We start from the raw sequence: 26,480 nt of genomic DNA, 5'->3' as shown, positions 1-26,480 counted from the left end.
ACAATCGATCGTCGCCGCGCCGGGAGCGGCGAGAAGGAGACCCGTCCATGCCCATATCCCGGTCCACCCAGGCCCGTCCCTGGTTCGCCCTCTGTCTGGCGCTGCTCGCCGGACAGGGCCTCGCCCAGCCCGCCCCCACCCCCCGGTATCAGGTCGACATCCAGCGGACCGCCTACGGAATTCCGCACATCCAGGCGGGCGACTTCGCCAGCCTCGGCTACGGCGTGGGCTACAGCTACGCCCAGGACAACCTGTGTCTGCTGGCCGATCAGGTCGTCACCGTGCGCGGAGAGCGCTCGCTGTATTTCGGCGCGCAGGGCAGCGCCACCGTCGGCTTCCAGCAGGTGAACAACCTCGACAGCGACGTGTTTTTCCAGGCCATGATGGACGTGCCGGCGCTGCGGCGGGGCTACGCCCAGGGCTCGCCCGACGCCCGCTCGCTCATGCGCGGGTACGCCGCCGGGGTCAACCGTTTCCTGCGCGATACCCCGGCGGCCGCGCGGCCCGCCGCCTGCCGCGACGCGCCCTGGGTGCGCAACGTCACCGAGGCCGACGTGATGCGCCTGCTCGAGGAGAAGGCCATCCAGGCCAGCGCCGGGTCCTTCGTCACGGCCATCGCCCGCACCCAGCCGCCCGCCGCGCCGACCGGCAGCGTGCCTCCGGCCGACCTGGAGGCCTTCAACCGCCAGCACCGCATCAACGACCTGCCCATCGGCAGCAACGGCTGGGCCTTCGGCGCGCAGGCCAGCAGCAACGGGCGCGGCCTGCTGCTGGGCAACCCGCACTTTCCCTGGACGACCACCAACCGCTTCTACGAGATGCACCTCACGGTCCCGGGCCGCCTGGACGTGATGGGGGCCAGTCTGGGCGGAATGCCGCTGGTCAACATCGGTTTCAACCGCGACGTGGCCTGGACGCATACGGTTTCCACCGACAAGCGCTTTACCCTGGGCGTCCTGACCCTGGTGCCCGGTCAGCCCACGCAGTACCTCAAAGACGGGCAGCCGCAGGCCATGACCACCCGGACAGTCAACGTGCGCGTGCGCCAAGGTGGGGTCGGACCCCTGCGGATCGAGCGCCGGACCCTGCACTTCACGCCCGACGGCCCCCTGGTCAACCTGCCGCAGGCGGGCCTGAACTGGACGGCGCGCAACGCCTTCGTCCTGCGCGACGCCAACCGCCTCAACACGCGGATGGTGGACACCTGGCTGGGCTTCGGGGAGGCCCGGTCCACCGGGGACATCCGCGCCGCCCTGGACCTTCAGGGCATTCCCTGGGTCAACACCATCGCTGCCGACCGGGCGGGCCTGGCCCTGTACGCCGACATCTCGACCTCCCCGAACGTCTCGGCGGCGCAGCAGGCGGCCTGCACGCCCGCGCCCTTCGCGCCCCTGTTCGCGGCGGCGGGCCTGGCGGTCCTCGACGGGTCGCGCAGCGCCTGCGACTGGGCGGTGGACCCGGCCTCGCGGGTGCCCGGCCTGCGCGCGCCGGCCCGTCAGCCGGTGCTCGTGCGGCAGGACTACGTGCAGAACAGCAACGACAGTGCCTGGATGACCAACCCCCGCGCCCGGATCGAGGGCCTCGATCCCATCGTCGGGGCGACGAACGCGCCGCTGGGCATGCGGACCCGCATGGGCCTGCGCGAGATCGGGGCGCGCCTGGACGGTGACGGGACGCAGCCGGGCCGGCCCTTCGACCTGGCGGCGCTTCAGGAGACGCTCTTCGCCGACCGCAACCTCAGCGGTCTGCTGATGGCCGACGACGCCCTGCGGCTGTGCCGCGACCAGCCGGCGGTCACGCTCGCGTCGGGCGCGGCCGTGGACCTGGGGGCGGCCTGCGGGGTGCTGGGTGCCTGGGACCGGCGCAGCGACCTGGACAGCGTGGGGGCCGTCCTGTGGCGGGAATTCTGGAACCGGGCGCGCCAGATCCGCGGGGTCTACGCCGTGGCCTTCAGCCCGGCCGACCCGGTCGGCACGCCGCGCGGCCTGAACCTCGGCGACGCGGCTGTCCGGGGGCAACTGCTCCAGGCGATGGGGGAGGCGGCGCAGACCCTGCGCGCCAACGGCGTCGCCCTGGACGCGCCGCTGGGGACCGTGCAGGGCGTCACCCGCAACGGCGTGCGCTTTCCGCTGCACGGCGCACCGGACTACGAGGGCGTCCTGAACAAGATCGAGCCTCCGGCGTTGTCGCCGGCCGGCTACGAGGGCGTGACCGGCAACAGTTCGAGCTATATCCAGACCGTGACCTTCGGGGACACGGGGCCGGTGGCGCAGGCGCTCCTGACCTACTCGCAGTCCACGGACCCCGCCTCGGCGCACTACACCGACCAGACGGCGCTGTTCTCGCGCAAGCAGTGGGTCACGCTGCCCTTCACGCCCGCAGAGATCCGGGCCGATCCGGCCACGACCGCGCTGCGCCTCGAGGAGTAGGGGCAGCGCCCGGCGGGGCCGCGCCGGGGGCCGGCTTCTCCTTTGGTCTAGGCTGGCCGCATGCCTGCCCTGCTGGACGTTTTCCTGATCTTCCTGCGGCTCGGCCTCACCAGTTTCGGCGGTCCGGTGGCCCATCTGGGCTACTTCCGCACGGAATTCGTCGAGCGCCGCCGCTGGCTCGACGAGGCGGCCTACGCCGACCTCGTGGCGCTGTGCCAGTTCCTGCCCGGTCCGGCGTCGTCGCAGGTGGGCATGGCGCTCGGCCTCAGCCGGGCGGGGCTGTGGGGCGCGCTGGCGGCCTGGGCGGGCTTCACGCTGCCCAGCGCGGCGCTGCTGGTCGCCTTCGCGTTCGGGGTGGGGACGGCCGGCGACGTGGGCGACGCCGGATGGCTGCGCGGCCTGAAGATCGTCGCGGTGGCGATCGTCGCCCAGGCCGTCCTGGGAATGTCCCGCACCCTGACCCCCGACCGCCCGCGCCTCCTGATCGCGCTGGGCGCGGCCGTGACGGCCCTGCTGCTCCCGGAGGCGCCGGCGCAGGTGGGCATCATCGCGGCGGCGGGCCTCATCGGGTGGCGCGCGCTGCCTGCGGCGGAGTTGCGGGCCACGTCCGGCCTGCCGGTCCGGCTGTCGCGGCGTCGGGGGGCCGCGTTTCTGGGCGTGTTCGCGGCCCTGCTGGCGCTGCTGCCGGTCCTGCGCGCCGCGCTGGGCGGCCCGGCGCTGGCGCTTGTGGACAGTTTCTACCGGGCGGGGGCGCTGGTGTTCGGCGGCGGCCATGTGGTGCTGCCCCTCCTGGAGGCCGAGGTGGTGCGCGGCGGCTGGGTCACGCCCGACGCCTTCCTGGCCGGGTACGGAATGACGCAGGCGGTGCCGGGGCCGCTGTTCACCTTCAGCGCGTACCTGGGGGCGGTCAGCACGCTGGGCCTGCCCGCCCTGACCGCCGCCGGCCTGGCCCTGGGGGCGGTCTTTTTGCCCTCCTTCCTGCTGGTGGCGGGGGCGCTGCCCTTCTGGAGCGCGCTGCGGGAGCGGCCCCCGGCACAGGCCGCCCTGCGGGGCGTGAATGCCGGGGTGGTGGGCCTGCTGCTGGCGGCGCTGTACTCGCCGGTGTTCACGGCGGGGGTCCACTCGGCGGCGGAATTCGCCTCCGTGCTGGGGGCCTTCGCGCTGCTGGAGGTCCTGAACTGGCCGGTATGGCTGGTGGTGGCGCTCGCGGCCGTCCTGGGCGCGCTGGCGCTGTAGGGCCGGCCCGGCGCGGGCGGTCTTCACCTGGGCGTCAGCTTCGGGGAAGCCGGTCTGACAGAAGGTGCGGCGCGCCGAGCCGCAGAAACCTAAAGAACGGCAGGGCGTATGATACCGGGCCGGTCAGCCGCTGCGCCTCCAGGGGCCGCGCCTTCCACCGTGTTCCAGCACTCTGCCTTCCCTTCGTCTTGTTCAGGAGTCGCCCCATGCGCACATTGTTTTCCCTCGCCCTGCTGCTCTCGTCCTCGCTGGCCTCGGCCGCCTCGCTCGACTATCTGGGGCCCAAGGGTACCTACAGCGACCAGGCCGCCCAGCTCTATGCCGCGCAGTCCGGCCTCAAGGTCGGGCAGGCCCTGCCCACGATCACGGCGGTCAGCGTGGCCGTCGCCACCGGCCAGAGCCAGTACGGCCTGATTCCCAACGAGAACAGCGTCGGGGCGTTCGTGACCGAGACGAGCGGCCTGCTCGCCAAGGGTGATCCGGGCTGGCGCATCGTCGGCGAGCTGGCCCTGCCCATCAGCAACACGCTGCTGGTCAAGCCCGGCACGCCCGCCAGCGCGGTCAAGACCATCATCAGCCACCCCCAGCCCTTCAAGCAGTCGGCCGGCTACCTCGCCAAGACCTTCCCCAACGTCGCCCGTCAGGAGGTCGCCAGCACGGCCGCCGCCGCCGAGGCCGTGAGCAAGGGCGACGGCACCACCGCCGCCATCAGTGCGCCCGCCGCCGCCGGGGTCTACGGGCTGGAGGTGCTGGCCGCCGACATCCAGGACGACAAGACGAACGCGACTTCCTTCTGGGCGGTGCAGCGCGCCGGTCAGGCCTTCCCCGCCAAGCTGCCCAACCGCGTGGTCGTCATGCTCGATGCTCCGGCGGCCAGCCCGGCCCTGGGCGAACTGGTCAGCGGCCTGCGGGCCCTGGGGTTCACGGCCCGCAACGTGCAGAGCTGGCCTCTGGGCGGCGGCCTGGGCGGCTACCGCTTCGTCCTCGGTTTCGACAGCGCGTACGGCTACCCCTTCGACCGGGTCGAGCGCACGGTGAGCGGCACGCAGAAGGCGCTGCTGCTGGGTGCCTGGCGCAAGAACTGAGCGCCCGCCCCTTCCCCACATCCTGATCCCGATCCGGCCGCCTTTCGCTGCGGCCGGGGCATCTTCCGCCTGCCGGCCTCCGGGGGCCGGGCAGGGCTGCATTTTCCGAGGACCTCCATGAACAAGTTCCTGATCCTGAGCGCGCTGTGCGTGCTCGGCACCGCCCATGCCGAATACCGTATCCTCGCCCCGAGCACCGCGGGCGGCGGCTACGACACCCTCGCGCGCAACGTCGCCACCACGCTGGAGCGCACCAAGCTCGCGCCCGGTTCCACGGTCTACAACGTGCCGGGCGAGGGCGGCGTGACCGGCCTGCGCGGCTTCACCAGCGGCCAGCGCGGCAAGGCCAACCAGCTCGTCGTCTTCGGCCTCACGACCATCGCCTCCATGCAGCTGAGCAAGGACAGCCCGGTCAGCCTCAAGGACCTCACGCCCGTGGCGCGGCTGGTCAACGACTACGAGGTGCTGGTGGTGCCCAGCACCAGCCCGTACCGCTCGCTGGCGGACCTGATCGCCGCCTACAAGAGCAATCCGGGCCTGCGCTTCGGCGGGGCCTCGGTGGGCAGCGCGGGCCACCTCTTCACGGGCGACGTGCTGCGGGCGGGGGGCGGCAACATCCGCACGCTGAAGTGGGTGCCCAGCAGCGGCAACCTTCAGGGGCTCAAGGCCCTGATGAACGGCGAACTGGACGTGGTGTCGAGCAGTTACGGCGTGGCCGAGCCGGAGATCAAGGCCGGGCGTGTCCGGGCCCTGGCGCTGAGCGCGCCGGAAGCGGTGGCCGGCATCGCCGTGCCGACGGCCAGGTCGCAGGGCGTGGACGCCGAGCTGGTCAACTGGCGGGGCATCTTCGCGCCGGCCGGCCTGAGCGGCGAGGCCCGCACCAGGCTCAACGGCACCTTCAGCCGCATGGCGCTGAGCGGGGACTGGCGGGCGCTGCTCTTCGCGGAAAAGCAGAACTCGTTTTTCCAGCCGGGCGCGCCCTTCACGGTGTTCCTGACCCGGGAGGAACTGCGGGTCCAGGGCCTGCTGCGCGAACTCGGCCTGACGAACTGAGCTGGGCGGGGACGTCATGCGCGGCGGCCGTGTCCCGCAGGGCGTCCGGACTCAGGGCCTGCCCGCCGCGCACGACCAGACGCAGCTCCCGCGTCCTGCGCACGTCCTCCAGGGGATTGCCCGCGACCACGACGAAATCGGCCAGCGCGCCGGGCCGCAGGACCCCCAGGTCCGGGCGCTCCAGAATCCGGGCGGCGGCCGAGGTCGCGCCCTTCAGCGCCTGAAGGGGGCTCAGGCCCGCCGCGACCAGCAGCTCCAGTTCGCGGTGCAGGCCCCCGCCGGGCAGGTTGAAGGCGCTGGCCGGGGTATCCGTGCCCGCGCCCACAGTGCCCCCCAGGGCCGCGACCCGCCGCAGCATTTCGTGCGCCATGCGCCGGTCGGCCCGGGCGACCCTGCGCGCCCCGGCACCGAGGGGGTGCGTCCGGGCCCACTGTGCCCGCAGGGCCGCCATGACCGGGCCCTCCAGCGTCCCCAGCGGCAGCTGGCCCAGATCGGGCGCGTCCTCCTCGGCCAGGCCCTCGTGCACGCTGAGGGTCGGTACGAGCGCCGTGCCCGCCGCGACGGTCCGGGCGGCCAGCTCACCGAGCCGGGCCGGGTCCAGGGTGCGGCCCAGCGGGGTCACCTCCCATCCGCCGGTAGGCCAGGGCGTAGCCGCTGACGTGTTCGATGGACCGCACGCCGGCCGCGAGGGCCTGCCGCGCGTCCACCTCGGCGCCGCTCAGGCCACGGGTGCCCGCGAGGCCCAGGTCCGTCATGACGGGCAGGCCCAGCCGCCGCGCCTCGGCCGCCGCCGCCGCGAAGCTCTGCGGGTCGAGCTGTTCGTAGAGTTTGACGTGCGTGACCCCCAGGTCCGCCAGCCGCCGCACCTGCGCGCGCGCCTCGTCCGGGTGCCGCACGGTCCAGGCCCCGGCCCGCCGCTCGTGACCGTCGCCGGCCTCGTGGACCGCGCCCGGCCCGAACTGACGGAAAAAAGCGCGCGGCCCGTCCAGCAGCGGCCCGGCCGCGAACACCCGGGGCGAGGGGTCCTGCGCGCCCCGCAGCGCCGCCACGAGGTCCAGGGAGTTGGCGGCGTCGCGGATGGTCGTCACCCCCGCCGCGAGAAACCAGCCCAGATACCCGGGGCGGGCATGGACATGCAGGTCGATCAGGCCGGGCAAGAGCACGCCCCCCGTCTCGGTGACGCGGGTGGTCTCGGGGATGTCCAGGGCGCTGCGCGGTCCCGCGAAGACGACCGTGTCTCCGCGCACGGCCACCGCCGCGTCCCGGAGCAGGGTGTCGCTCAGGCCGTCCCAGAGGTGGCCGGTGAAGACGCGGAGGGTTTCGTTCGTCATGCCCACAGCCTGCGGCGTAACCTACTCGCCATGACAGGCGGCAGTGAGAGTAGCTTTCTGGATGTCACCGACCCCCGGGCGGTCACCCTGCTGATGCGGGAGCGCTCCCGGCGGGTGCTGCTGGCCTTCCTGGGCCGCGAGAACACCGTCAAGGCGGCGGCCGACGAAACCGGGCTGGACCTGCGGACCCTGCACCGCGACGTGCAGGCGCTGTGCGCGGCGGGCCTGCTGCGGGTCGGGCGCGTGCAGAAACGTGGGGGGCGCGGGATCCGGTTCTACCGCGCCGTGTCGGACGCCTTCTTCGTCAACCACCTGAACACGGAGGCCAGCGACTTCGGGGAGTGGCGCGGGCCGGGGGCGGCGCGACTCGACCACCTGTTCCAGAGGGCGGCGGCCCGCGAGTTCGCCCGCGCCCTGAGGGCCTCGGGCCGCGAGTGGGGCATTCGCCTGTATGTCACGCCCGAGGCTCCCGGCTACCGCCTGGACGAGGGCGACCGCGCCGCGAAGCGCACCGATCCTCTTCAGGAGTGGTCCGGGCCACAGGCGGCCGTCCTCGTGGGAGCGCCGCTGTTCGAGCTGACCGACGCTGCCGCCCGTGAGGTGCAGGCGGAGTTCATCCGGCTCATGCGGAGGGCGAGGGAGCTGTCGCGCGCCGGAACGCCGGAGCAGCGCCGGCCCTACCTGCTGCGCGTGGGCCTCGCGCCCCTGGAGACGGACGAGGCGCGCGGGCTGTTGCGGCCCTGAGGGATTCCGGCCGGCCTGATGCGGCGTGATCTGGTGAGCGTGTATCTCCGCAGGCGACGCGGGGCTCAGGGGCAGGCCCCCATACGCCGCCGCCAGGGCGTGGGCGAGGTCGGTGTGGGGGCAGGGATGGGTCACGCCTGCCACCCCGAAGCCAGGACACGGGGAAGAAGTCGCGCGAGGACCAGATTCCGGACTCTGAACTGCACCGAAGTCCACCGGGTCCGCAGAGCGGCGTTCAGGCGCAGGGCCGCGCCAGCCGCCGCGCCTTCCCGGGCCCTTCGGTGCCAGCAGGTCGCGGCGGATGTCTGGACCTCCCGGCGGGCGAGGGCCTCGGCACGCTGCATGTACGGGTCAGTCCGGAACGGACCCGCCGCGTCAGTGACCGCTCAGGGTCAGCAGGGTGTTCGGCCCCTCGGGCACGGCGGTGTAGTACAGCTGCGCCGGTGCGCTGCGGCCCAGGAAGACCGAGTAGTGCCGGTCGCCCCGCGTCTCGTCCTCCAGCAGCACGTACCCCGCCCGTTTCAGGGGCTCCAGCAGCAGCCGGGGCTGCCAGCCCGGCGCCACGTACTGCTCGACGCGGGTCAGGCCGCCCTGCACCTCGCGCCGGTACGTGGCCGAGGCCGGGCAGCGCGGCCGGAGCCCGTCGGGTACGGGGGCCAGACCGTTCCAGAGCGTGCCGGGCCGCGCGACACAGTACAGGTCGTCCGGCGCGGGCCGCAGGGTCCAGGCCGCCGCCCCCAGTGCGGGCAGCAGCAGCGCCGCCCAGACGGTCCTGGCGTTCGGGGACAGGGTGGGGCGCTTCATGGCCGGTCTGCTCCTTGCGGCGCGGGGCCGCCGCTCAGGCGCTCGGCCAGGGCGAGAACGTCCCTGGGCGGCAGCACGCCCTTGAACCAGATCAGCCGTTCGCCGAAGTCTGAGGGGTCTACCCCCGCCCGCTCCAGGTTCAGCCGCTCCGAGACGCACACGATCACGTCGGTCCGGCCCGACTTGCGCAGCAGGTCGAACTTCTTGCGCAGGTATTCCGGCCGCCAGTAGCCCACGATCTCCACCAGCACGCTCCGGCCGTCCGGGTGCACCAGCCGGAAGTCCGGCACGATCACCGATCCCGGCACCGGCACGAGGTCCACCTCCCGCTCCAGCACCCAGGGGGTGTCCACCTTCGCGAAGCGCCCCGCGAAGCCCGATTCCAGCGCGCTGTCGTGTTCGTCCGGCTCGCGGTAGTGGCTGACGTAACCGTCCTCGCTCGTCAGCTCGAACAGCCACTCGGCCTCGGCCTTGCCGGTCCAGCTCAGGTCGCGCCGGGGCTTGAGGCTGGCCGTCAGGTCCCACCTGGTCGCGTGCAGCAGGGCGGGCAGGAACTTCGCCATCGCCAGCCCGTAACGGGTCGTACCGCCGAAGAGGCTCGTCGGGCCGTCCATCGTCAGGGTGAAGCCGAAGGTGGCGTCGCCCTCCACCGTGAGCATTAGCCCGAAGAACTTGGTGTATTGCAGCAGCTGCTTGTACCGCGCCGGTTCGTTGCGCCGCGCCGTGATGACCAGACTGTAGGCGCGGTAGAGCATGCCCTGGGCCTGCGCGAGGTCGAAGCGGCGCAGCAGGTCCTCGGGCGAGGGCGGCTCGAAGGCCTCCAGTCGCTGCTGGTCGGGCAGGTCGGCATACAGCAGCTCGGCCACGTCGGCCGCCGCCAGGGGCCGCTCGCGGGTCAGGGCGGCCGCCGCCTGTTCCAGGATCTGCCCCCGGCGGTGGCGGCTGGGCGGCCCACTCTGGGCCAGCGCGAAGACCCGCGCGCGCACGGCGGCCGGAGGCACGTCCCCGCCGGTCCCGAAGGTGCTCGACCCGTTGGTCAGCAGGTGCGCCAGCCCGCGCAGCACCTTGAAGTCCGCCCGGCCCGCCTCCAGCGCCCGCAGGTCCTCGTCGAGGTCGGCGCGCCGTTTGCCCACGTTGTCCTCGAAGGTGGCGATGACCTGCCCCGCCAGGGCGACATTCGCGGGGGTGACCTTCAGGCGGCGCGGCGTGACCAGGCCCGCCCGCACCTTGAACATCAGCAGCTCAGTGGGGAGCATTCACGTCCTCCCAGCCGGGTGTTCCGCCCGGCGCGCGCTGCCACTGGCCCCGGCGCTGCCGGCTCACCCGCTCTTCGGTGGTGCCTTCCGTGACCACCTCGTACAGCGCCGCCTGCTTGCCCTCGGCCCGGCGCAGGATGCGGCCCAGGCGCTGGATGTATTCGCGCTCGGTCGCGGTGCCCGACAGCACGACGGCCACCGACGCCTCGGGCACGTCTACGCCCTCGTTCAGGACCCGGCTGGTCACGAGGACCCGGTAGCGGCCCGCGCGGAACTTCTCCAGCAGTTCGTGCCGCTCCTTGACCGGGGTCTGGTGCGTGATCGCCGGAATCAGGAACTCGCGGCTGATGCGGTAGACGGTCGCGTTGTCGTCGGTGAAGATCAGCGTGCGCTCGGCGGGGTGGTTGGCGAGGATCTCCTCGAGGACCCGGAGCTTGCCCTCGGTCCCGTAGGCCAGGCTGCGGGCCTCGCGGTGCGCGAGCATCGCCACGCGGCCCTGGGGCGTGCCGCTGCTCATGACGAAGCGTTTCCAGCCTTCGATGCTCCCCAGGCGGATGTTGCTGCGCCGCAGGAAGTCGTTGCGGGTCTGGAGCAGGTCGTCGTAGCGGCGCTGCTCGGCCGCGCTGAGCGACACCTTGACGATCACCTCGCGGTAGGGCGCCAGCGTGTCGCCCGCGAGGTCCTCCGGCGCGGCGCGGTACACCACCGGGCCGATCAGCTCGCCCAGGTGCTGCTCGCGCCCGTCGCTGCGTTTCGGGGTGGCGGTCAGCCCCAGGCGGTAGGGCGCGAGGCCCAGTTCGGCCACGCTGCGGTGGAAGTCCGAGGGCAGGTGGTGCGCCTCGTCGAAAATCTGGAAGGCGTAGATGCCCGCGAGCTGTTCGGCGTGGATGGCGGCCGAGTCGTAGGTGCTGATGAGGATGGGCGTCTGGTCCTTGCTGCCCCCCCCCAGCAGCCCGACCTCGGCGTCGGGGAAAGCCGCGAGCATGCCGGCGTACCACTGGTGCATGAGGTCCAGGGTGGGCACGCAGATCAGGGCGCTGCGGGGCGTGTCGCGCAGGGCGAGCTGGGCCACGAGGGTCTTGCCCGCCCCGGTGGGCAGCACGACCACGCCCCGGCGCCCGGCCCGCTTCCAGGCGTCCAGGGCCTCCTGCTGGTGGGCATAGGGCTGGACCTCGCGCGCGTAGCCGAGGTCGAGTTTCAGGAAAGCGGCGGCTTCGTCACGGACGGGGGTCTGGCCCAGCGCGGTCATGACGGCGCGGTAGGCGTGTCCCGGGGCGCGCCAGGCCTGGGCGCGGTCGTCCCAGGTGAACAGGGCGGCGGCAGGCTCCGGCACCTCGCTCATGAGCAGGGTGCCCCGGTCGAGGCGCAGCGTCGGGACCATCAGGCGCTCACCCTAGTGGAAACGGCGCGGCCGAACCGGAAGCCAGTGGACGCTTCAGAAGGCGTAGCGCACGGGGCAGCCGGGCAGCTCCCGGCGCAGCAGTTCGGTGAAGTGCGCGACGGCCTTGCCCTTGAGGCCCCGGCGGTAGCGCAGGTTCTCGCCTCCGTATTCCGAGCGCTTGGTCTCCTGCCACTGCGGCGTCCACAGCAGGTCCTCGGCCCTGGGGTGCCAGCCGAGGTTCACCTCGTGCAGCCCGGCGTTGTGCGTCAGGAAGATGACCTCGGCGGCCAGCTGCGCCCGGGCTTTGGCCGACAGCGCCGCGTCCACCTGCCGGAACAGCTCGCGGTAGGCGTCCGTCCACCCCCTGAAGACGATCACGGGCGAGAAGTTCAGGTGGACCTCGTAGCCGGCCTCGACGAAATCGTTGATCGCCGCGAGGCGCTCGTGCATGGGAGAGGTGCCGATGTCCACCACGCGGGCCGTCTGGGCCGGCATCAGCGAAAAGCGCAGGCGGGTCCGGCCCTGCGGATCGTAGGTCAGCAGTTCCCGGTTGACATACTTGGTGGCGAAGGAGGCCTTGGCGTTCGGCAGGCCCCGGAACAGCGTCACAAGGTCGCGCACGTTGTCCGAGATCAGGGCGTCCACGCTCAGGTCGCTGTTCTCTCCGAGGTCGTAGACCCAGGCGTGGGGGTCCACCGAGTTGGCCTGCGGCTTGCGGCCCTGCTGGTGGGCGTGCCTCTCCAGCGCCCCCGTCACGTCTCCGATGTTGGCGAAGGTCGTGACCGGATTGGCGTAGCCCTTGTGCCGGGGCACGTAACAGTAGGCGCAGGCCAGCGCGCAGCCGTTGGCCATTCCCGGCGCGATGAAGTCCGCCGAGCGGCCGTTGGGACGCATCGTCAGGGTCTTACGGGTGCCCAGCACGAGCACCTGCCGCTTGATCTTCAGCCAGTCCCGGACCAGTCCGGCATTGCCGTGCAGCCCCGGAATGTTCCAGTGGGAGGCGACCTCGATCCGCTCGGCCTCCGGAAAGCGGGCCAGAATCTCCTGCCCCCGGGGCAGGGCGGCCGCGCGGGCTTCGACATAGATCTGCCGGAGGTCGAGGGGAGCGCGCGTGGACATCCGCGCAGTAAAGCGCGCCGGGCCGCGCGCGAAGGCAAGCGGGCAGACGAAGCGCGGGCCGGGTCAGGCCGGACGGGCGTCGGCCGGGCCGCCCCGCAGCCGTCCCTCGGCGCTCTGGCGGTGGCCTCCGGCCTCGACCAGCCGCCCGGCGCGGCCCAGGCCGTACCGGGGCATGTCCACGTACACGGTCTCGTACTGCCCCGGCCCGACCACATAGGTTTCGTGCCAGATGCCCACGGCCCCCCGCGCCCGGCGGGCCCGGTGGTTGAACTCGCGCCAGGCGGGCAGGTGGGCGTGGTCCCGGCTGCGGGCGTAGGCGTTCAGGCTCTGCACGTCGCGCCAGTACTGCACCAGCAGGCCGCCCTGCATCTGCGTGGCGAGCAGCCCCAGGTCCGGCCGCTCGCCCAGCTCGCGCAGCATCCTCGGCATCGCCAGGATCACGGGCAGCCAGGCCCAGACCTTCCAGGGCTGGTTGATCCGCATTCCGATCAGGAACACGGCGAAAGTCCCGTCCACTTCGGCGGTCAGGCGGCGGGGGCTGTGGGGCGGGGCAGGCTGCGGCATGGTGTCCTCCAGGTCGATCCAGGGTTTCCGTCCAGGGTAGATGGTCCAGACTGGACGGTCTGAACCAAGGGTACACTGCGGTGGTGAGCGACACAAGCCTGGGGCCGTCTTCATTCATCGTGTTGGGGCTGATCGCGCAGCAGGGGCCGAGCACCTCCTACGATCTCAAGCGCTGCGCCGACGAGTCGGTCGGCTACTTCTGGCACTTTCCGCGCTCCCAGCTCTATGCCGAGCCGCAGCGCCTCGTGGGGCTGGGGCTGCTGCGCGAGGAGCAGGAGCAGGGGGGACGGCGCAGGCGCTTTTTCGACCTGACGGACGCGGGACGCGCGGCGCTGCGCGACTGGCTGCGCGCGCCTGCGGGAATGCCCGAACTGCGGGACCCCGGGCTGCTCAAGCTGTTTTTCATCGCGGGCGAGCCGGCGTCGGCGCTGCGGGCGCTGGCGCAGGAGCAGCTGGCCCTCCACCAGGGGCGGCTGCGCGACTACGAGCAGATTCAGGCGGCGCTGGGTCAGGAGCCGTCGGCCCAGACTTCCCTGCGCACCCTGCGGATGGGGCTGCTCTACGAGCGGGCCAACCTCGCCTTCTGGACCGAGGTGCTGGACGGCACGCCGGAGGCCGGAGGGTAGCCGATCAGTCCCGGCCGGGCGGCGCGTCTCCGGTCAGGTCGGGGCCGTCCAGCGAGGCGCGCAGCAGCAGCTCGGTCACGTCCTCCATCTTGAACAGGAACATGGGCTGCTCGGCGCCCGTGGAGGCGACCGGCTCGGCCTCCACCTTCATCTTGCGGTTGCCCTGCTGCGGCACCTTCAGGTCGATGATGTAGTTGGACACGACCTCGTCGGTGGTCACGAGGTCGCGCAGTCGGCCCTGCAATTCCGGCTGGTCGAAGGCGAAGTTGGCGATGGTGTACATCGGCTCGGCTTGGATCTGCGCGGGCGAGAGGTACATCAGGTTGTAGAACGCCCGGTTCGCCGTGATGATCCGCAGCTGGCTGTCGAGGACCAGCAGCGGGTCCTGCATGCTGTTCAAGACGGCCTCGGCATACTCCAGCGACTCGCGGACCTGCGTTTCGAGGGCCTTGACCACGTTGATGTTGGTAAAGGCCAGCACCACCCCGTCGATGAAGTTGTCGGAGGTGCGGTAGGGACTGATGCGCATCAGGTACCACTGCTCGTCCTGGGTCTGGACCTGGGCCTCGTAGGTTTCCAGGGTGTCGATGACGCGCGCGATGTCGCGGGTGAGATGCTCGTAGTTGAGGTTGACGCTGATGTCCGTGATGGGCCGGCCCACGTCCACCGGCATGAGGTTGATGACGCGGGTGATGCGCGGCGTGAAGCGCTTGATCCGCAGGTCGTTGTCCAGAAAGACCGTGGCGATGCCCGCGCTCTCGAGCAGGTTCTTCATGTCGTCGTGCGCCTGCGCGAGGTCGTGGATGATGCGCTGGTGCTCGGCGTTGATGGTGACCAGTTCCTCGTTGAGCGACTGCAACTCCTCCTTGGAGGTGGTGAGTTCCTCGTTGCTGCTCTGGAGTTCCTCGTTGGTCGTCTGGAGTTCCTCGTTGGTGCTCTTGAGTTCTTCCGGCGACACCCCCATCTGTTCGGCGGTGGTCTGGAGCAGTTCCTTGCTGTGCTGCAATTCGCGCTCCAGTGCCTTGATGCGGTCGGACTGTTCGGGGGCGTCGGCCTGCTCGGGAAACTCGCCGTGTTCCTGAAAGAGGATCAGGAACTATTCGGCCTGGCCCATCGGCCGCACGGTCAGGTCGAGCAGCACCGGTCCGCCGCCCACCGTCAGGCGCAGGTTGCGCCGCACGGTCTCGGCGCGCTCGGCACTCGCCTGCCGGATCGCGGCGGGCAGCTCGTAGCGCAGGTCCTCCTGCACCATCTCGAAGATGTTGACGAGCACCTTGCCCGGCGGCAGTTCCAGGTAGCGGCCCGTGCGCCCGTTGACGTACAGGATGTCGCCGGCCGCGTTGACCACGACGGCGGGCGGCGTGTACTGCGCCAGCAGGAGCCGCTGGGCCTGCTGGCCCACGTCGTTGCTCCTGGCTGTGCGCGGCGGCGGCGGCAGGCTCGATTCGGCCGGGGCGGACAGGCCGCCCTGCTCGGACGAGAGCGGTAGCGGCAGCGGCCCGGAGAGGCCCTCGCCCCGCCGGTAGATCTTCCAGCGGGAATTCAGGGGAACGAAGCGGTCGCGCTCCGGGCCGCAGGTTTCGCTGGACCCCAGAAACAGCAGGCCGCCGGGTTGCAGCGCGTAGTGGAAGATGGTCAGGATCTGGCGCTGGAGCGGGGCCCCCAGGTAGATGAGCATGTTGCGGCAGCACAGCAGGTCCAGCCGGGTAAAGGGCGGGTCCCCGAAGGTGCTGTGCAGCGCGAACACCACGCTGTCGCGGATCTCCGGGCGCACCTGATAGCCGTCGTCCTTGAGCTGGAAAAACTGTTGCAGGCGCTCGGCCGAGATCACGTAGGCGATGTCGGCCGGGTACAGGCCGTAGCGGGCCCGTTCCTGCGCCGCGTCTTTACGGCCGCGCAGCCCAGCGGGTCGAGTTGCGCCTTCAGTCCGCCACCGCGCCGCAGGCCCAGCCCAGCCCCGTGCAGTTCGTGCAGGTGGACGGCGAACTCATGCCCCACAGCGGATCGACGGCCCGGCTGTGCCGCCTGACCCTGACCGACATCACCGCGCAGCACCGGGCGCAGGAGGAGGTGCTGCGGCTCAACGCCTCGCTCGAAGAACGGATCGAGGTCCGCACGCGGCAACTGCGCGACCTGAACGGCGAGCTCGAAACCATGATGTACGCCGTGACGCACGATCTCCAGGCGCCGCTGCGCCAGATCCGGGGCTTCACGGAGGTGCTGCTGCGCGACCTGCCGCTCAGTGAGGACCGCCAGCGGCACATGACCTACATCAGCCAGTCGTCGGACCAGATGGACGCGCTGCTGCTGGCCCTGCAGGACTACTTCCGGGCCGGGCAGCAGCGCCTGCGGACCGACGCGGTGGACCTCGACCGGGTCGTGCGCGGGGTGTGGCGCGAGCGCCAGGCCGCTCTGGATGGTCAGCGCCAGGTCATTCTGACGCACGACCCGCTGCCGCAGGTACACGGGGACGCGGTGGCGCTGCAGATAGTGCTGGCCGAGCTGGTGGGCAACGCCGTGAAATTCACGCAGGGACAGGAGCCGGCCCGCATCCACATCTACGCCAGGACGCAGGGGCAGGAGGCCGTGGTGTGCGTGCGCGACAACGGGGTGGGCTTCAACATGCGCCAGAAGGACCGCCTGTTCGGGGTGTTCCAGCGGCTGCACCGCACGGCGGAGTTCGGTGGGGTGGGAATGGGGCTGGCCCTCGTGCGGCGGCTGATCCACCGCCACGGGGGGCGGGTGTGGGCCGAGAGCGCGCCGGGTCAGGGAGCCACCTTCTTCTTCACGCTGCCGGGCCGCCCGGAAGGCCCGCACCTCAGCGCCTGACCCTCCGGGCCCGTTGCCGGGGCCGGAGCTACACCGGCGGCCGCGCGCGCCGGAAGGCCCCGCGCCCTCTCCGGCGGCCGGGGCCTCGGGCAGGCCCAGCAGATAGCCCTGCCCGGTCTCACAGCCCAGATCGCGCAGGGCGCGGTACTCCTCGGGCGTCTCGATTCCTTCGGCGACGGTGCGCAGCCCGAAACTGCGCGCCAGACCGACGATGGCCCGCACCACGGCGCCCGAGGCCGCGTCGGCATGCACGCCCCGGACGAACGAGCGGTCGACCTTGAGGGTATCGAGAGGCAGGCGCGACAGGCAGCTCAGGGAGGAGTAGCCGGTGCCGAAGTCGTCCAGGGCGAGCCGTACCCCCAGCGCCCGCAGCTCGGCCATGCGCGCCGCCGACCGGCCGACATCGTCCAGCACGACCCGTTCGGTGAGTTCCAGCTCCAGACGCGCGGGGTCCAGGCCGCTGCGTTCCAGCCAGCACCTGACCGTCGCCGCGAAATCGGTGCGCGCGAACTGCAGGGCCGAGACGTTCACCGCCACGCTCAGGGCCGCGCCGGGCGACCACGCCGCGCCGTGGGCACAGGCCTGGGCCAGGACCCACTCGCCGAGCGGCACGATCAGCCCCGTCTCCTCGGCCAGGGGAATGAACAGGTCGGGCGGCACCGGTCCCCTGTCCGGGAGGGTCCAGCGCAGCAGGGCCTCGCTGCCGGTCCTCACGCCGTCTTCCAGCCGGACCTGCGGCTGATAGAGGACCCCGAAGGTCTCGTGGGGCCGGGGCACCGCGCGCCGCAGCAGCGAGACGAGATGCAGGCGCTCGCCCGACTGCCGGGTCATCTCGGCTTCGAAAAAGACGAAGGTGTTGCGGCGCTGCTTGGCGCGGTACATGGCGATGTCGGCGTAGCGCAGCGCGGTCTGCACGTCCTGGCCGGGATCGGTGGCGAGCAGGATGCCGATGGACGCGCCGAGGTACAGCTCGGTCTCGCCCACCCGGAGGGGCGGCGACAGGGCCGCGAGGAGCCGCTGCGCCAGCCGGGCCGCCGCCGCCTCGTCGGTCTGCGGGAGGATCACGCCGAACTCGTCGCCGCCCAGCCGCGCCAGCGTCTCGTGGGGGCGCAGGCAGGCGGCCAGGCGTCCGGCGGTGAGCCGCAGCACCTCGTCGCCCGCAGGGTGTCCCAGGGTGTCGTTGATCTCCTTGAAATGGTCGAGGTCCAGAAACATCAGTCCCGGCCGCTGCCCCGGCGGCCGCAGCGCGCCGAGCGTGCGCCGCAGCCGCTCGGTGAACAGGCGGCGGTTGGGCAGCCCGGTGAGCATGTCGTGACGAGCCGCCGGGCATGGGCCAGCACCTCGGCCGCGCCCGGCGTCAGGGGGCCGCTGTTCCGCCGGTAGAGGGCCACTGCCCCCAGGTACTGCCCGTGCCGCCCCAGCAGCGGCATGGACATCACCTCGGCGACGCCCCGGCGGCGCAGCGGCGCGGCGAGGGCCGCCGGGGTCACCTGGGCCGGCAGGGACCCGGCCGACCAGGGCCCCGTCGCGGGTGCCGGGGCGTCTTCCGGCCAGTCGGGAAACAGCGCGGCGAAGTCCTGCGGCGCACCCGGCGCGGCGGCCAGCCTCAGACCGTCTTGCCACAGGAAGACGGCGCAGAAATGGTGGGGCACCTGCTCGTCGGCCGTGCGGACCAGGTCGGCGAGCAGGTGCCGCAGCCCCTGCCCGGCGGTGGTCTGGCGCAGCAGGGTGCCCAGCGCGTCCTGCTCGAGCTGGGCGGCCTTGAGGGCCGTCACGTCGTGCGCGCTCAGCACCGTGACGCCGACCTCGGGATGCTCCAGCAGGTTCAGGCTGGAGCCCTGGAGCCAGTGCCAGCCGTCTTCGGGTCCCCGGACACGGAAGGGCGGCAAGGGCACCGGCGTTCCGGCGTCGCCGCCTGACACCCGTGCCCACAGCGGCGGATACTCTTCGGGGTGGACGAGGTCCCGCAGCGTGCGCGCCCGTGGCAGCGACGGCCCGAGCTGTCCTCCACACGACACCAGGAGACCCTGGGCACCGATCAGGAAGAGATAGTCGACGCCGTAGGTCCCCAGCAGTCCGCCGACGACAGACCGCCCCCGGTCGGAGAGGGGCCACAGCGCATTGGTCATGTCAGGCTCCATCGCGTCCATCCTTGTGTGCGAGCGCTTCGACCTTTCCGGACCTTTTCCGGGAAACGGACTCTCGGTCAGAAGCTGACGCCGCCGATGGGGTGATGACATTCCTGAACTGCTCCGAGCCTGGCTCCAGTCTCATCTGCATCTCAGGACACAGAATGAGAGGCCGATCAAGGCTTCTTCAACTGAAACGGTGTAAATCTGAGTCCACGATAAATCCCGCTTCATGTGGGTGGGTGGCGGGGCGAGTCCCCCCGGAAATATGGTGGGGCCCCCGGAGGTCCGGACCTCCGGAGCGGCCCCCTCCCTTTGTCGCCCAGGGGCCGTGGCTCAGCTCTGGGTGTCGCCGGTGGTCATCACCGTCACCGACGTGTCGGCCTCGTCGGCGGTCATCTGCTGACGCTGGGCGTAGCCCGAGGGGCTGGGCGGGGCGAGCTTCGGTTCGTCGCCGAAGGGCACGGCGCGCCGGACACGGTACTCCCCCTTGCCGTCGAGCGACGGGCCACTGGTCCAGCGCCCGGCCGGCGTCTCGGTTCCGTCGATGCCGGTCGCGAAGAAGTCGTAGCTCACGTCCAGAAGCTCCTGACTCTGGTCGAAGCTGTTGGGAATGGGGAGGTTGGCCTGGTGGCCGCCGAGTTCCTCGATGACGGCCAGCCACTGCTGCTGGTGCATGGTGTCGCGGGCGATGAGGTAGCGCAGCATGTCCTTCATGCCGGGGTAGTCGGTCATGTCGAACAGGCGACAGGCCAGCGCGCGGCCGGTCGCCTCGGCGGCCACGTTGCTGTACATGTCGGCCACGATGTTGCCGCTGGCGTACACGTGCGAGCCGTTGAAGGGCACGCCGTTGGCGTCGGCCGCGAGCGCCGCCATACCGGCGGAGAGGTACTGCCGGGGTTCCATGCCGCCCAGGATGGCCGCGACCATCGGGTTGGCGCGCGCGGCCTCCTCCTGGACGGCGGCCGACGAACCTTCGAGGTTCAGGGCGACGGCGGTGGCGAGCATCTGGATGTGGCCGAGTTCCTCGGTGCCGGTGTCCATGAGCATGTCGCGGTAGCGGGCCGGGCCGCGCGCGCCGAAGGACTGGAAGAGGTATTGCAGGCACACGCGGATCTCGCCCTCGACGCCGCCGATGGCCTGTTGCAGCATCTTGGCGAAGAGGGGACTCGGGGTGTCCACGCGCACGGGATACTGCAATTTGTTGTCATGGTAGAACATGGGTTCTCCTTGAAATCGGACCTCAGAGACATGGGATCGGCCGTTATCAGATTAGTTGCTGCCCTCGCTGTGCTTTTCGCGGTCCTCGGCGACCTTGCCCAGAATGAAGAAGGTCGGGGCCCAGTGGCCCACGAAGATGCCGTTCCTTTCGTTGTTCGCCTGATCGCCTTTCAGATAGTTGGCGGCGCTCAGCAAGATAGAACCATAACCCAGAAGATAGAGAGCGTTCGAGATTTTCATGATGCGTTCCTCCGAAGAAGTGAATGACGAGGGGAATGAATTGCTCGGGAGATCAGCCTAGCAGGTCGACCCGAAGTCATTTCGTGCGCCCTCATCGGTTTGGATTGGCTCAATGGCAAAGATTAATTGAATGAGAGTCGCCTGTAACTTCATACAGCCGAACCACACATTCGCAAGTTCCGTTGCACCGATCATCTCGCCACTATGTCCTTTCAACTCTTTCGATGTTTATCTTTTTCCCGGCCCTGCTTTGTCGAGAGCGGCCATGCCGGATCGGGGAAGAACGCGTTCTCGTGGCCGCCCGGCGCTGCGGGATAGGGGACCGGGACCTCATGCGTGACCTGAGACCCGCGAGCTGGGCCGAGCTGATCGACACGCTGCAACAGGACAGCTGGAATCCCGAACTGCGCCGCTTCCGCTCGCCCTACATCTTTCGGGGTCAGGGCACGCCGGCCCCCCTCACCACCTCGCTCCAGCGGCTCTCGGCCCATCCGCGCGATATCGAGCGCCACCTCGTGCGCGCCTTTCGCAAATACGCCACCGGCCCCCTCTGCGCCCAGGACCAGCACTGGTCGTGGCTGACCCTCGGCCAGCACCACGGCCTGCCCATGCGGCTGCTGGACTGGTCCTACTCCCCGCTCGTCGCGCTGCACTTCGCCACCAGCAACGAGCGGCAGTACGGCGAGGACGGTGTCGTCTGGATGCTGAACACCGCCAGAACCAACGCGCGCCTGCCCCCGGCCCTTCAGGCCCTGTTGCGCCGCGAGGGCAGCAATGTCTTCACGGCGGACATGCTGGCTGCGCTGGGCCACGCCGGCGATCCGGACGGCCTGCCCTTCGACGCCGAAACCGGCTGGCTCGACGACTACGAGCGCGAAAAGGGCGAACCCTTTCTGCTGCTGCTCGAACCGCCTTCCATCGACCAGCGCATCGTGCAGCAGTCGGCGCTCTTCGCGCTGCTTTCCAACCCCGAGACGGCGTTCGGGGAGTGGCTGAGCCGGCCTCCGGAAGCGGCGCGCCGGGTGGTGGTCGCGCGGGAGCTGAAGTGGGAAATCCGCGACCGGCTCGATCAGGTGGGGGTCAACGAACGCACGCTGTTTCCCGATCTGGGGGGGCTGAGCCTGTGGCTGCGGCGGTACTACCAGCAGCGCCCCGGGCCCGGCCCGGACCCCGCACCGCCGCCCACCCCCGAAGAAGAACGCAACCAGCAGCGGTAAGGGGCCACAGAACCCCGCCGCACCCGGAGGAACGCATGACGCAGAAACGAGAGGGGAGAGGCCGCGCGGCCGCCTTCGTCCCGGCCGTGGACGGCAAACGCCAGCGGCTGTCGCTGGGCTTCGGCAAAGGCGTGTTCGAAAGGCTGCGGCGGCAGTGGCCGGGTCTGAGCGAGGCGGACCTGATCCGCGCGGCGGTACTGGAAGCGACCGGCCACAGCGCCCTGCCGTTCCAGCAGGCAGTGGCCACGTTCACGGCGCAGGAGCAGGACACCTACGAGGACCTGCTGGCGCAGTTTGCCCGGGCGGGGCTGCGCGTGCCGGGAACGCGGGACCCGAAGCCGCCGCTGGGGGTGTGCCTGGAGCTGGCCTGGCGGCAGCTGGGCGAGCAGCCGAACGTCGGGGTGCGCGCCGGGACCCGCCGGGTCCAGAAGTTGTTGCACGCCCAGAAAGAAGCGCGCAGCAGGCACCTGGAAGTCGCGGCCACCTTCGGTCCGGCGGGGCCGGAAGCGCGCCGCGCCCAGGGCTGAGGGGCCCGCTCAGCTGCGCGCCGCGTCCGGCTGGTCTGCCGTGACCTCCCTGGCCGCGCCGCGCTCCAGCCGGATTTCGTGGTCGGCTCCCTCCCAGGCCTCCCCGAAGCGCCGGGTGAAATTCAGGCTGCCGTGCGCGCGCAGTTCCTCGGCCCGGAAGGTCAGCAGCCACAGGCCGAAGGTGCCACACTGCGCCTGACGCTCTTGCACGTCCTGCCAGCCGTCCCAGCCGAAGTGGAGCGTGAAGGCCACCGGACTCTCGAAGGTCAGGTCGCGCCCCGGCGGCAGCTGGCGCAGCGGCGTCTCGTTGCGCCAGCGCCACTCGGCGGCGTCCCTGGGCCGGGCATAGCGGTCCCCGACCGCCCGCAGCAGCTCGGCGGGGCGGCCTGTTTCACGCGCCAGCAGCAACTTCAGGAATTCGGCGTGGGTCCACACCAGCGGCATGGCGCTGCCTGAGGGCCGCCCCGGATACAGGCCGCGCTCCGGGATGGGGGCCGCGTCCCAGACCTGCTCGGGCAGCAGGCCGCCGGGACTGGCACAGGCCGCGATGGTCCGCAGGTAGGGCAGCGGGTCCTCGCCTGACAGCAGCGCGAGGTGCCCGCGTTCGCCCGACAGCAGCGGCCACAGCCGCCCGATGCCCGAGCCGTCGAAAGGGCGGCCGTCCTCGTGTTCGCCGTAACCGTCGTCGTTGTAACGGTGGTAGAGGTCGCCGCTGGGGGTCGGGACACGCAGCACATGGTCCACCACCTTCAGCGTGTCCACGATGCGCGGGTCGTCCGCCTGCCGCAGCCCCAGGCGGGTCAGGTACGAGAAATCCAGGCTGACCAGGGCCGACGCGCCGATGGTCTCGCCCATGCGGTTGCGCAGCAGCACCGTGCCGCCCAGCCCACCGTCGCGCTGCGGGGGCGCCAGGCGCACGTAGTAGCCCCCCACCTCCAGCTCTTGCGCCAGCGGCGTGTCCTGGACATAGCACCAGCTTTCCAGGCGCTCGTTCCACTCGTCGGCCACCTTCAGGGCCTCCTCGCGCTCGGCCTCCGGCAACCACATGGCCCCCGCCGCCAGCGCCGCGACGGCGACGGCCAGCGTGAACGGGTTCACGCCGGGGTTTTCCTCCCAGCGGTCCTGGTCGCTGGTCGGGCCGGTGCGCACCACGAAGCCCAGGGCGCGGCCCACCATCTCGGCGGTGCCGGGCAGGTCCTCCAGGCCTTCTTCACGCAGTTTGGCGGCCAGCAGGACCGGAAAGGCGGTCTCGTCGAGTTGCAGCCCGGTCCAGAAGGGGTCGCCGCTGGGGTAGGTGTTCTGCAGCCAGTGGCCGTCCGGCTGCTGCGTGGCGAGAAAGCGCGCCAGGACGCGCCGGGCGTCTCCGGGCGTGCCCGCCGCGATCAGGGCGAAGGCGGCCAGCGTCGCGTCTCGCGGCCAGACCAGGTGGTAGCCCCCCAGCGTGTCGGTCGAGTCGCCCCAGGGCACGCTGAGGCTGGCGACGATGGCGCCGGGGTAGGTGCGGTCCTCGTGCATCTTGAGGACGGCGGCGCTGAGCAGGGCGAGCTGCCCCAGGGCAGGATCGGGGGCCGGCAGCTTCAGCGCGTCGCCCCAGACGCCCCAGCCCCGCAGGAACTCCTGCTCGGCGGCCCCGTACCCTTCGGCCAGCGCGCCGCGCGCCAGGGTCCAGGCCCCGCGCGCCGTGTTCGAGAAGCCCAGGGCCAGCGTGCCGGCGCGGTCTTCCAGCTCGGCGCTCAGGGCCACGTTGCCGGGGCCGGCCCTGGTGTAGGCCCAGGTCAGCCGCCCGTGGGCCTGCAGGTCCTGCCAGCCGTCGGACACGCCCACCACCCCCGCCGAAGCGCGGCGCAGCGGCCCGGTGGCGCTCAGGCACAGCACGTGGCCCGCGTGGTGGGCGAACAGCGCGCCGTCCACCCAGGCCACGTTGTCCTGGCCGGTGCCCCCCAGGTGCGGCGCGGCGATCACCACGAGCCGGAAGGGGCCGTCGAGCGCGTAGCGGACGAGCAGGGCGTCGCGCTGCGGGTCGGGCAGCACCTCCAGCGTCAGACGGTAGTCGGCCCCGGCGTGCGTGCCGCTGTGGATCACGGTGGGCAGCGGCAGGTGCGGCGCGGGCACGCCCAGGCTATAGGCCGCCGCGCGTTTGAGGTCCACCCAGCCCTGGACGGCGCCGCCCGGGCCCTCCTGCCCGTCCATGACCAGATAGAACGTCATGTCGCGCAGCTGCGGCTCGCCGGTCGAGGGCCAGTAGACCTCGTTCAGGACGCCGTGGCCCAGGGTCGCCCACAGGCGGCTGCCCAGGCTGGTGGTCACGAAGTCCTTGTCGCTGCTGCTCCAGGTCGGGCTGAGGCCGGCCGGACCGCTGGGGGCCAGCGCGTCCTCGCCGATCCGGTCGAAGGTGGGTATGTCGGTCACGGGGTCTCCGGCGGGGTGCGGGCGGGGGCAGGCTGCGGTCTGGCCTTATCGTCCCACAGCCGGAAGCCGCCCGTGAAGGCGTTGGCGTTGTCGCCCAGCCTGACCTGCGGGGGCAGGTCGTCGAGATGGTCCGCGAACAGCTTGGCGTTGCCCCCGCCCAGCACCACCGTGTCGGGCTCCAGGGCGGCGCTCAGTTCCGCGATCACGTCCAGCACCTGACGGCGCCACTTCTTCTTGCCGTGCTTTTTCAGGCCCCGCAGGCCCACGTAGTCCTCGAAGGTGTGCTTGCGGTAGGGGAGATGCGCCAGTTCCAGCGGTTCGGCGATGCCGTCCACGATCAGGGCGCTGCCCAGCCCCGTGCCCAGGCCCAGGAACAGCATCTTGCCGCCCGCGTAGCTCCCGAGCGCCTGCATGGCCGCGTCGTTGACGAGCTTGAGGGGCCGCCCGAAGGCGCCCGCGAAGTCGAAGCCCACCCAGCCCGGCCCCAGATGGGCGGGGTCGCGTACCGGCTGGCCGTGCAGCACCGGCCCCGGATAGCCCACACTCACGGCGCCGAAGGTCCAGACCGGCCCGGCCGCGCACAGGGCCAGCACGCCCCGGACCATCTCGGCGGGCGTCAGGTCGGGGCCGGAGTCGAAGCGCCGCGCCCCGCTGTGGGGGTGGCCGCTGAGCAGCGCCTTGACGTGCGTGCCGCCGATATCCACGCTCAGGACCGCGTGCGCCGCGCGGCTCATTCGCCCACCGGGCTGGCCTGGGCGGCGGGCGCGGGGTTCTCGGCGCTGCCGTGCGGCGCGGGGGCCGAGGGCGGGGTGGGGGCCAGGGCGGGAACGGCCGTGCCCCTGTCCGGGTCGGGGTCCATCCAGCCCAGGCCAGGGGCCAGCAGCGTGTCGGCCCCGGCCGGTCCCCAGGTGCCGGGGGCGTAGGGCTGCAGCGGCGCGGCGTCGCCCAGCACGCCCTGCACGATGCGCCAGGCCTCTTCCACCTCGTCCTCCCGGGCGAACAGGGTGGCGTCTCCGGCCAGGGCGTCGGTCAGCAGGCGGTCGTAGGGGGCCAGGCCGCTGGCCTCCTGGCGGTGCAGCGTCAGCTCGGTGCTCTGGCCCTTCATGCCTGCGCCGGGGCGCTTGGTGTTCAGGCCCAGCGTGACCTGCACGCCGGGGGTCAGTTGCAGCCGCAGGAAGTTGGTGTGCGGGGCCACGTCCGCGAACACCTCCTGCGGCGGGTCACGGAACACCACGGTCACGGCGGTGCAGGTCACCGGCAGCTCCTTGCCCACCCGCACGTAGATGGGCACGCCCGCCCAGCGCCACGAATCCACCTCGAAGCGCAGCGCGGCGTAGGTCTCGACCTGCGAGTCGGGGGCCACCTGAGCTTCGCGGGTATAGCCGGCGTACTGGCCGCGCACCACGTCGGCGGGGGTCAGGGAGCGCACCGACTTGAACACGCGCGCCACCCCGTCGCGGACGGCTTCCTGGCCCTGGTTGGCGGGCGCTTCCATCGTCAGCAGCCCCAGCACCTGCAGCATGTGGTTCTGCACCACGTCGCGGATGGCCCCGGCTTCCTCGTAGAACCTGCCGCGCCCGGCCACGCCGAAGGTCTCGGCCATCGTGATCTGGATTTCGCGCACCCCCGCGCGCCGCAGCAGCGGTTCCAGAAAACCGTTGGCGAAACGCAGGTACAGCAGGTTCTGCACCGCCTCCTTGCCGAGGTAGTGGTCGATGCGGAAGATGTCCGCTTCGGCGAAGACCCCGTGCAGGGTGGCGTTCAGCGCCCGCGCACTCTCCAGGTCGTGCCCGAAGGGTTTTTCCACCACGATTCTGGCGCCCTGGGTACACCCGCTCGCGGCGAGCCGCTCGCAGACCGGGCCGAACAGGCTGGGCGGAATGGCAAGGTAGTGCAGCGGGCGCTGCGCGCCCCCGAGCGCCTGTCGCAGCTGCGTGAAGGTGGCGTCGTCGTTGTAGTCGCCGTCGATGTACTGGAGCAGGTCCGAGAGTCTGGCGAAGGCCTGCTCGTCGATGCTGCCATGTTCCTGCACGCTCTGACGCGCCCGCTCGACGAGCTGCTCACGCGTCCAGCCCGACTTGGCGACCCCGATGACCGGTATGTCCAGCGTGCCGCGCGCCACCATGGCCTGAAGGGCCGGAAAGATCTGCTTGTAGGCGAGGTCGCCCGTCGCCCCGAAAAACACCAGGGCGTCCGATGGTGGCTGCGTCATGCGCGCAGCATCGGCCGGCCGCCTCAACGTCACATGGAAGACGCGCGATATTATCCGGGTGATATTGA

Annotated in this window: 24 protein-coding genes and 1 pseudogene; 9 read left to right on the top strand and 16 right to left on the bottom strand. The window is 71.4% G+C overall.

Annotated features, from left to right (window positions below):
- The first annotated feature begins 47 nt into the window (after window positions 1–47).
- The 4 genes from DGO_RS15760 to DGO_RS15745 all read left to right on the top strand — a co-directional run bounded on the left by DGO_RS15760 (window position 48) and on the right by DGO_RS15745 (window position 5,803).
- On the top strand, window positions 48–2,429 hold the full coding sequence (locus tag DGO_RS15760; protein WP_014695549.1) for an acylase: 2,382 nt from the start codon (window positions 48–50) through the stop codon (window positions 2,427–2,429).
- Between the two features lie 60 nt (window positions 2,430–2,489).
- A complete protein-coding gene (gene chrA, locus DGO_RS15755; protein ID WP_014695548.1) occupies window positions 2,490–3,665 on the top strand; it encodes a chromate efflux transporter in 1,176 nt (391 codons plus the stop codon).
- Between the two features lie 206 nt (window positions 3,666–3,871).
- Window positions 3,872–4,750, top strand: a complete 879-nt coding sequence (locus DGO_RS21260; RefSeq protein WP_014695546.1) for a prephenate dehydratase — start codon at window positions 3,872–3,874, stop codon at window positions 4,748–4,750.
- A 117-nt stretch (window positions 4,751–4,867) separates the two neighbouring features.
- Window positions 4,868–5,803, top strand: coding sequence for a Bug family tripartite tricarboxylate transporter substrate binding protein (locus tag DGO_RS15745; RefSeq protein ID WP_014695545.1), 936 nt, complete (start codon window positions 4,868–4,870; stop codon window positions 5,801–5,803).
- On the opposite strand, the gene DGO_RS15740 is transcribed toward DGO_RS15745, so the two are convergent.
- Entirely contained in the window at window positions 5,733–6,425 is a 693-nt protein-coding gene (locus DGO_RS15740) for an amidohydrolase family protein (protein ID WP_043804149.1), read from the bottom strand. The genes DGO_RS15745 and DGO_RS15740 overlap by 71 nt on opposite strands.
- Window positions 6,382–7,134 carry an amidohydrolase family protein gene (locus DGO_RS15735; RefSeq protein ID WP_014695543.1) on the bottom strand — a complete coding sequence of 251 codons (753 nt, stop codon included), beginning with the start codon at window positions 7,132–7,134 and terminating at the stop codon, window positions 6,382–6,384. The genes DGO_RS15740 and DGO_RS15735 overlap by 44 nt, the downstream gene beginning before the upstream one ends.
- Before the next feature lie 30 nt (window positions 7,135–7,164).
- Between DGO_RS15735 and DGO_RS21255 the strand changes: the two genes are divergently transcribed.
- Window positions 7,165–7,878: a hypothetical protein gene (locus tag DGO_RS21255; RefSeq protein WP_014695542.1), complete on the top strand. Its 714-nt coding sequence runs from the start codon at window positions 7,165–7,167 to the stop codon at window positions 7,876–7,878.
- 375 nt (window positions 7,879–8,253) lie between these two features.
- On the opposite strand, the gene DGO_RS15725 is transcribed toward DGO_RS21255, so the two are convergent.
- From DGO_RS15725 to DGO_RS15705, 5 genes are all read right to left on the bottom strand, one after another.
- Complete coding sequence (locus DGO_RS15725) at window positions 8,254–8,682, bottom strand: hypothetical protein (RefSeq protein ID WP_014695541.1); 429 nt, start codon at window positions 8,680–8,682, stop codon at window positions 8,254–8,256.
- Entirely contained in the window at window positions 8,679–9,938 is a 1,260-nt protein-coding gene (locus tag DGO_RS15720; RefSeq protein WP_014695540.1) for a DUF790 family protein, read from the bottom strand. The genes DGO_RS15725 and DGO_RS15720 overlap by 4 nt, the downstream gene beginning before the upstream one ends.
- Window positions 9,925–11,319 carry a DEAD/DEAH box helicase family protein gene (locus DGO_RS15715; protein WP_014695539.1) on the bottom strand — a complete coding sequence of 465 codons (1,395 nt, stop codon included), beginning with the start codon at window positions 11,317–11,319 and terminating at the stop codon, window positions 9,925–9,927. The genes DGO_RS15720 and DGO_RS15715 overlap by 14 nt, the downstream gene beginning before the upstream one ends.
- Window positions 11,320–11,373: 54 nt before the next feature.
- Window positions 11,374–12,438: a spore photoproduct lyase family protein gene (locus tag DGO_RS15710; protein ID WP_014695538.1), complete on the bottom strand. Its 1,065-nt coding sequence runs from the start codon at window positions 12,436–12,438 to the stop codon at window positions 11,374–11,376.
- A 63-nt stretch (window positions 12,439–12,501) separates the two neighbouring features.
- Window positions 12,502–13,002, bottom strand: a complete 501-nt coding sequence (locus tag DGO_RS15705; protein ID WP_014695537.1) for a DUF4188 domain-containing protein — start codon at window positions 13,000–13,002, stop codon at window positions 12,502–12,504.
- Window positions 13,003–13,085: 83 nt separating this feature from the next.
- Between DGO_RS15705 and DGO_RS15700 the strand changes: the two genes are divergently transcribed.
- Entirely contained in the window at window positions 13,086–13,628 is a 543-nt protein-coding gene (locus tag DGO_RS15700) for a PadR family transcriptional regulator (RefSeq protein ID WP_043804333.1), read from the top strand.
- Between the two features lie 4 nt (window positions 13,629–13,632).
- On the opposite strand, the gene DGO_RS21250 is transcribed toward DGO_RS15700, so the two are convergent.
- Both DGO_RS21250 and DGO_RS21245 read right to left on the bottom strand, forming a co-directional pair.
- The gene (locus DGO_RS21250) at window positions 13,633–14,634 is read right to left on the bottom strand and encodes a PAS domain-containing protein (RefSeq protein ID WP_050920935.1); all 1,002 of its coding nucleotides are present in this window, start codon (window positions 14,632–14,634) and stop codon (window positions 13,633–13,635) included.
- A gap of 90 nt (window positions 14,635–14,724) precedes the next feature.
- Window positions 14,725–15,459 (bottom strand): CheR family methyltransferase, encoded by a 735-nt coding sequence (locus tag DGO_RS21245; protein ID WP_050920934.1) that lies wholly within the window; start codon window positions 15,457–15,459, stop codon window positions 14,725–14,727.
- Window positions 15,460–15,617: 158 nt separating this feature from the next.
- Here DGO_RS21245 and DGO_RS24900 point away from each other — a divergent pair, with 158 nt between their 5' ends.
- On the top strand, window positions 15,618–16,457 hold the full coding sequence (locus DGO_RS24900; RefSeq protein WP_226991543.1) for a sensor histidine kinase: 840 nt from the start codon (window positions 15,618–15,620) through the stop codon (window positions 16,455–16,457).
- Between the two features lie 150 nt (window positions 16,458–16,607).
- Here the strand turns inward: DGO_RS24900 and DGO_RS24895 are convergent.
- From DGO_RS24895 to DGO_RS15675, 4 genes and pseudogenes are all read right to left on the bottom strand, one after another.
- Window positions 16,608–17,765, bottom strand: a pseudogene (locus DGO_RS24895) (putative bifunctional diguanylate cyclase/phosphodiesterase); the annotation flags it as partial.
- Window positions 17,672–18,586: a hypothetical protein gene (locus tag DGO_RS21235; protein WP_145975437.1), complete on the bottom strand. Its 915-nt coding sequence runs from the start codon at window positions 18,584–18,586 to the stop codon at window positions 17,672–17,674. The gene DGO_RS21235 and the pseudogene DGO_RS24895, both read right to left, overlap by 94 nt.
- Before the next feature lie 336 nt (window positions 18,587–18,922).
- Complete coding sequence (locus tag DGO_RS15680) at window positions 18,923–19,807, bottom strand: manganese catalase family protein (protein WP_014695531.1); 885 nt, start codon at window positions 19,805–19,807, stop codon at window positions 18,923–18,925.
- Between the two features lie 51 nt (window positions 19,808–19,858).
- A complete protein-coding gene (locus DGO_RS15675; protein ID WP_338032428.1) occupies window positions 19,859–20,002 on the bottom strand; it encodes a hypothetical protein in 144 nt (47 codons plus the stop codon).
- Between the two features lie 377 nt (window positions 20,003–20,379).
- Here DGO_RS15675 and DGO_RS15670 point away from each other — a divergent pair, with 377 nt between their 5' ends.
- Together DGO_RS15670 and DGO_RS15665 are read left to right on the top strand one after the other, a co-directional pair.
- Entirely contained in the window at window positions 20,380–21,264 is an 885-nt protein-coding gene (locus DGO_RS15670) for an FRG domain-containing protein (RefSeq protein ID WP_014695529.1), read from the top strand.
- A 35-nt stretch (window positions 21,265–21,299) separates the two neighbouring features.
- Window positions 21,300–21,791, top strand: coding sequence for a hypothetical protein (locus DGO_RS15665; RefSeq protein ID WP_014695528.1), 492 nt, complete (start codon window positions 21,300–21,302; stop codon window positions 21,789–21,791).
- Between the two features lie 9 nt (window positions 21,792–21,800).
- Here the strand turns inward: DGO_RS15665 and DGO_RS15660 are convergent, their stop codons facing one another.
- From DGO_RS15660 to zwf, 3 genes are read right to left on the bottom strand one after another with little or no spacing between them, the layout of a single operon-like run.
- Window positions 21,801–24,200 carry a glycoside hydrolase family 15 protein gene (locus DGO_RS15660; protein WP_338032427.1) on the bottom strand — a complete coding sequence of 800 codons (2,400 nt, stop codon included), beginning with the start codon at window positions 24,198–24,200 and terminating at the stop codon, window positions 21,801–21,803.
- On the bottom strand, window positions 24,197–24,934 hold the full coding sequence (locus DGO_RS15655; RefSeq protein ID WP_014695526.1) for an ROK family protein: 738 nt from the start codon (window positions 24,932–24,934) through the stop codon (window positions 24,197–24,199). Before DGO_RS15655 ends, DGO_RS15660 begins: the two co-directional genes overlap by 4 nt.
- On the bottom strand, window positions 24,931–26,412 hold the full coding sequence (zwf, locus tag DGO_RS15650) for a glucose-6-phosphate dehydrogenase (RefSeq protein WP_014695525.1): 1,482 nt from the start codon (window positions 26,410–26,412) through the stop codon (window positions 24,931–24,933). The genes DGO_RS15655 and zwf overlap by 4 nt, the downstream gene beginning before the upstream one ends.
- Between the last annotated feature and the right edge of the window lie 68 nt (window positions 26,413–26,480).

Origin of the sequence: Deinococcus gobiensis I-0 (assembly GCF_000252445.1) — a bacterium.
GTDB classification, from domain to species: domain Bacteria; phylum Deinococcota; class Deinococci; order Deinococcales; family Deinococcaceae; genus Deinococcus; species Deinococcus gobiensis.
Note: the sequence above shows the minus strand (reverse complement) of the source record. Positions and strands in the feature narration are given on the sequence as shown.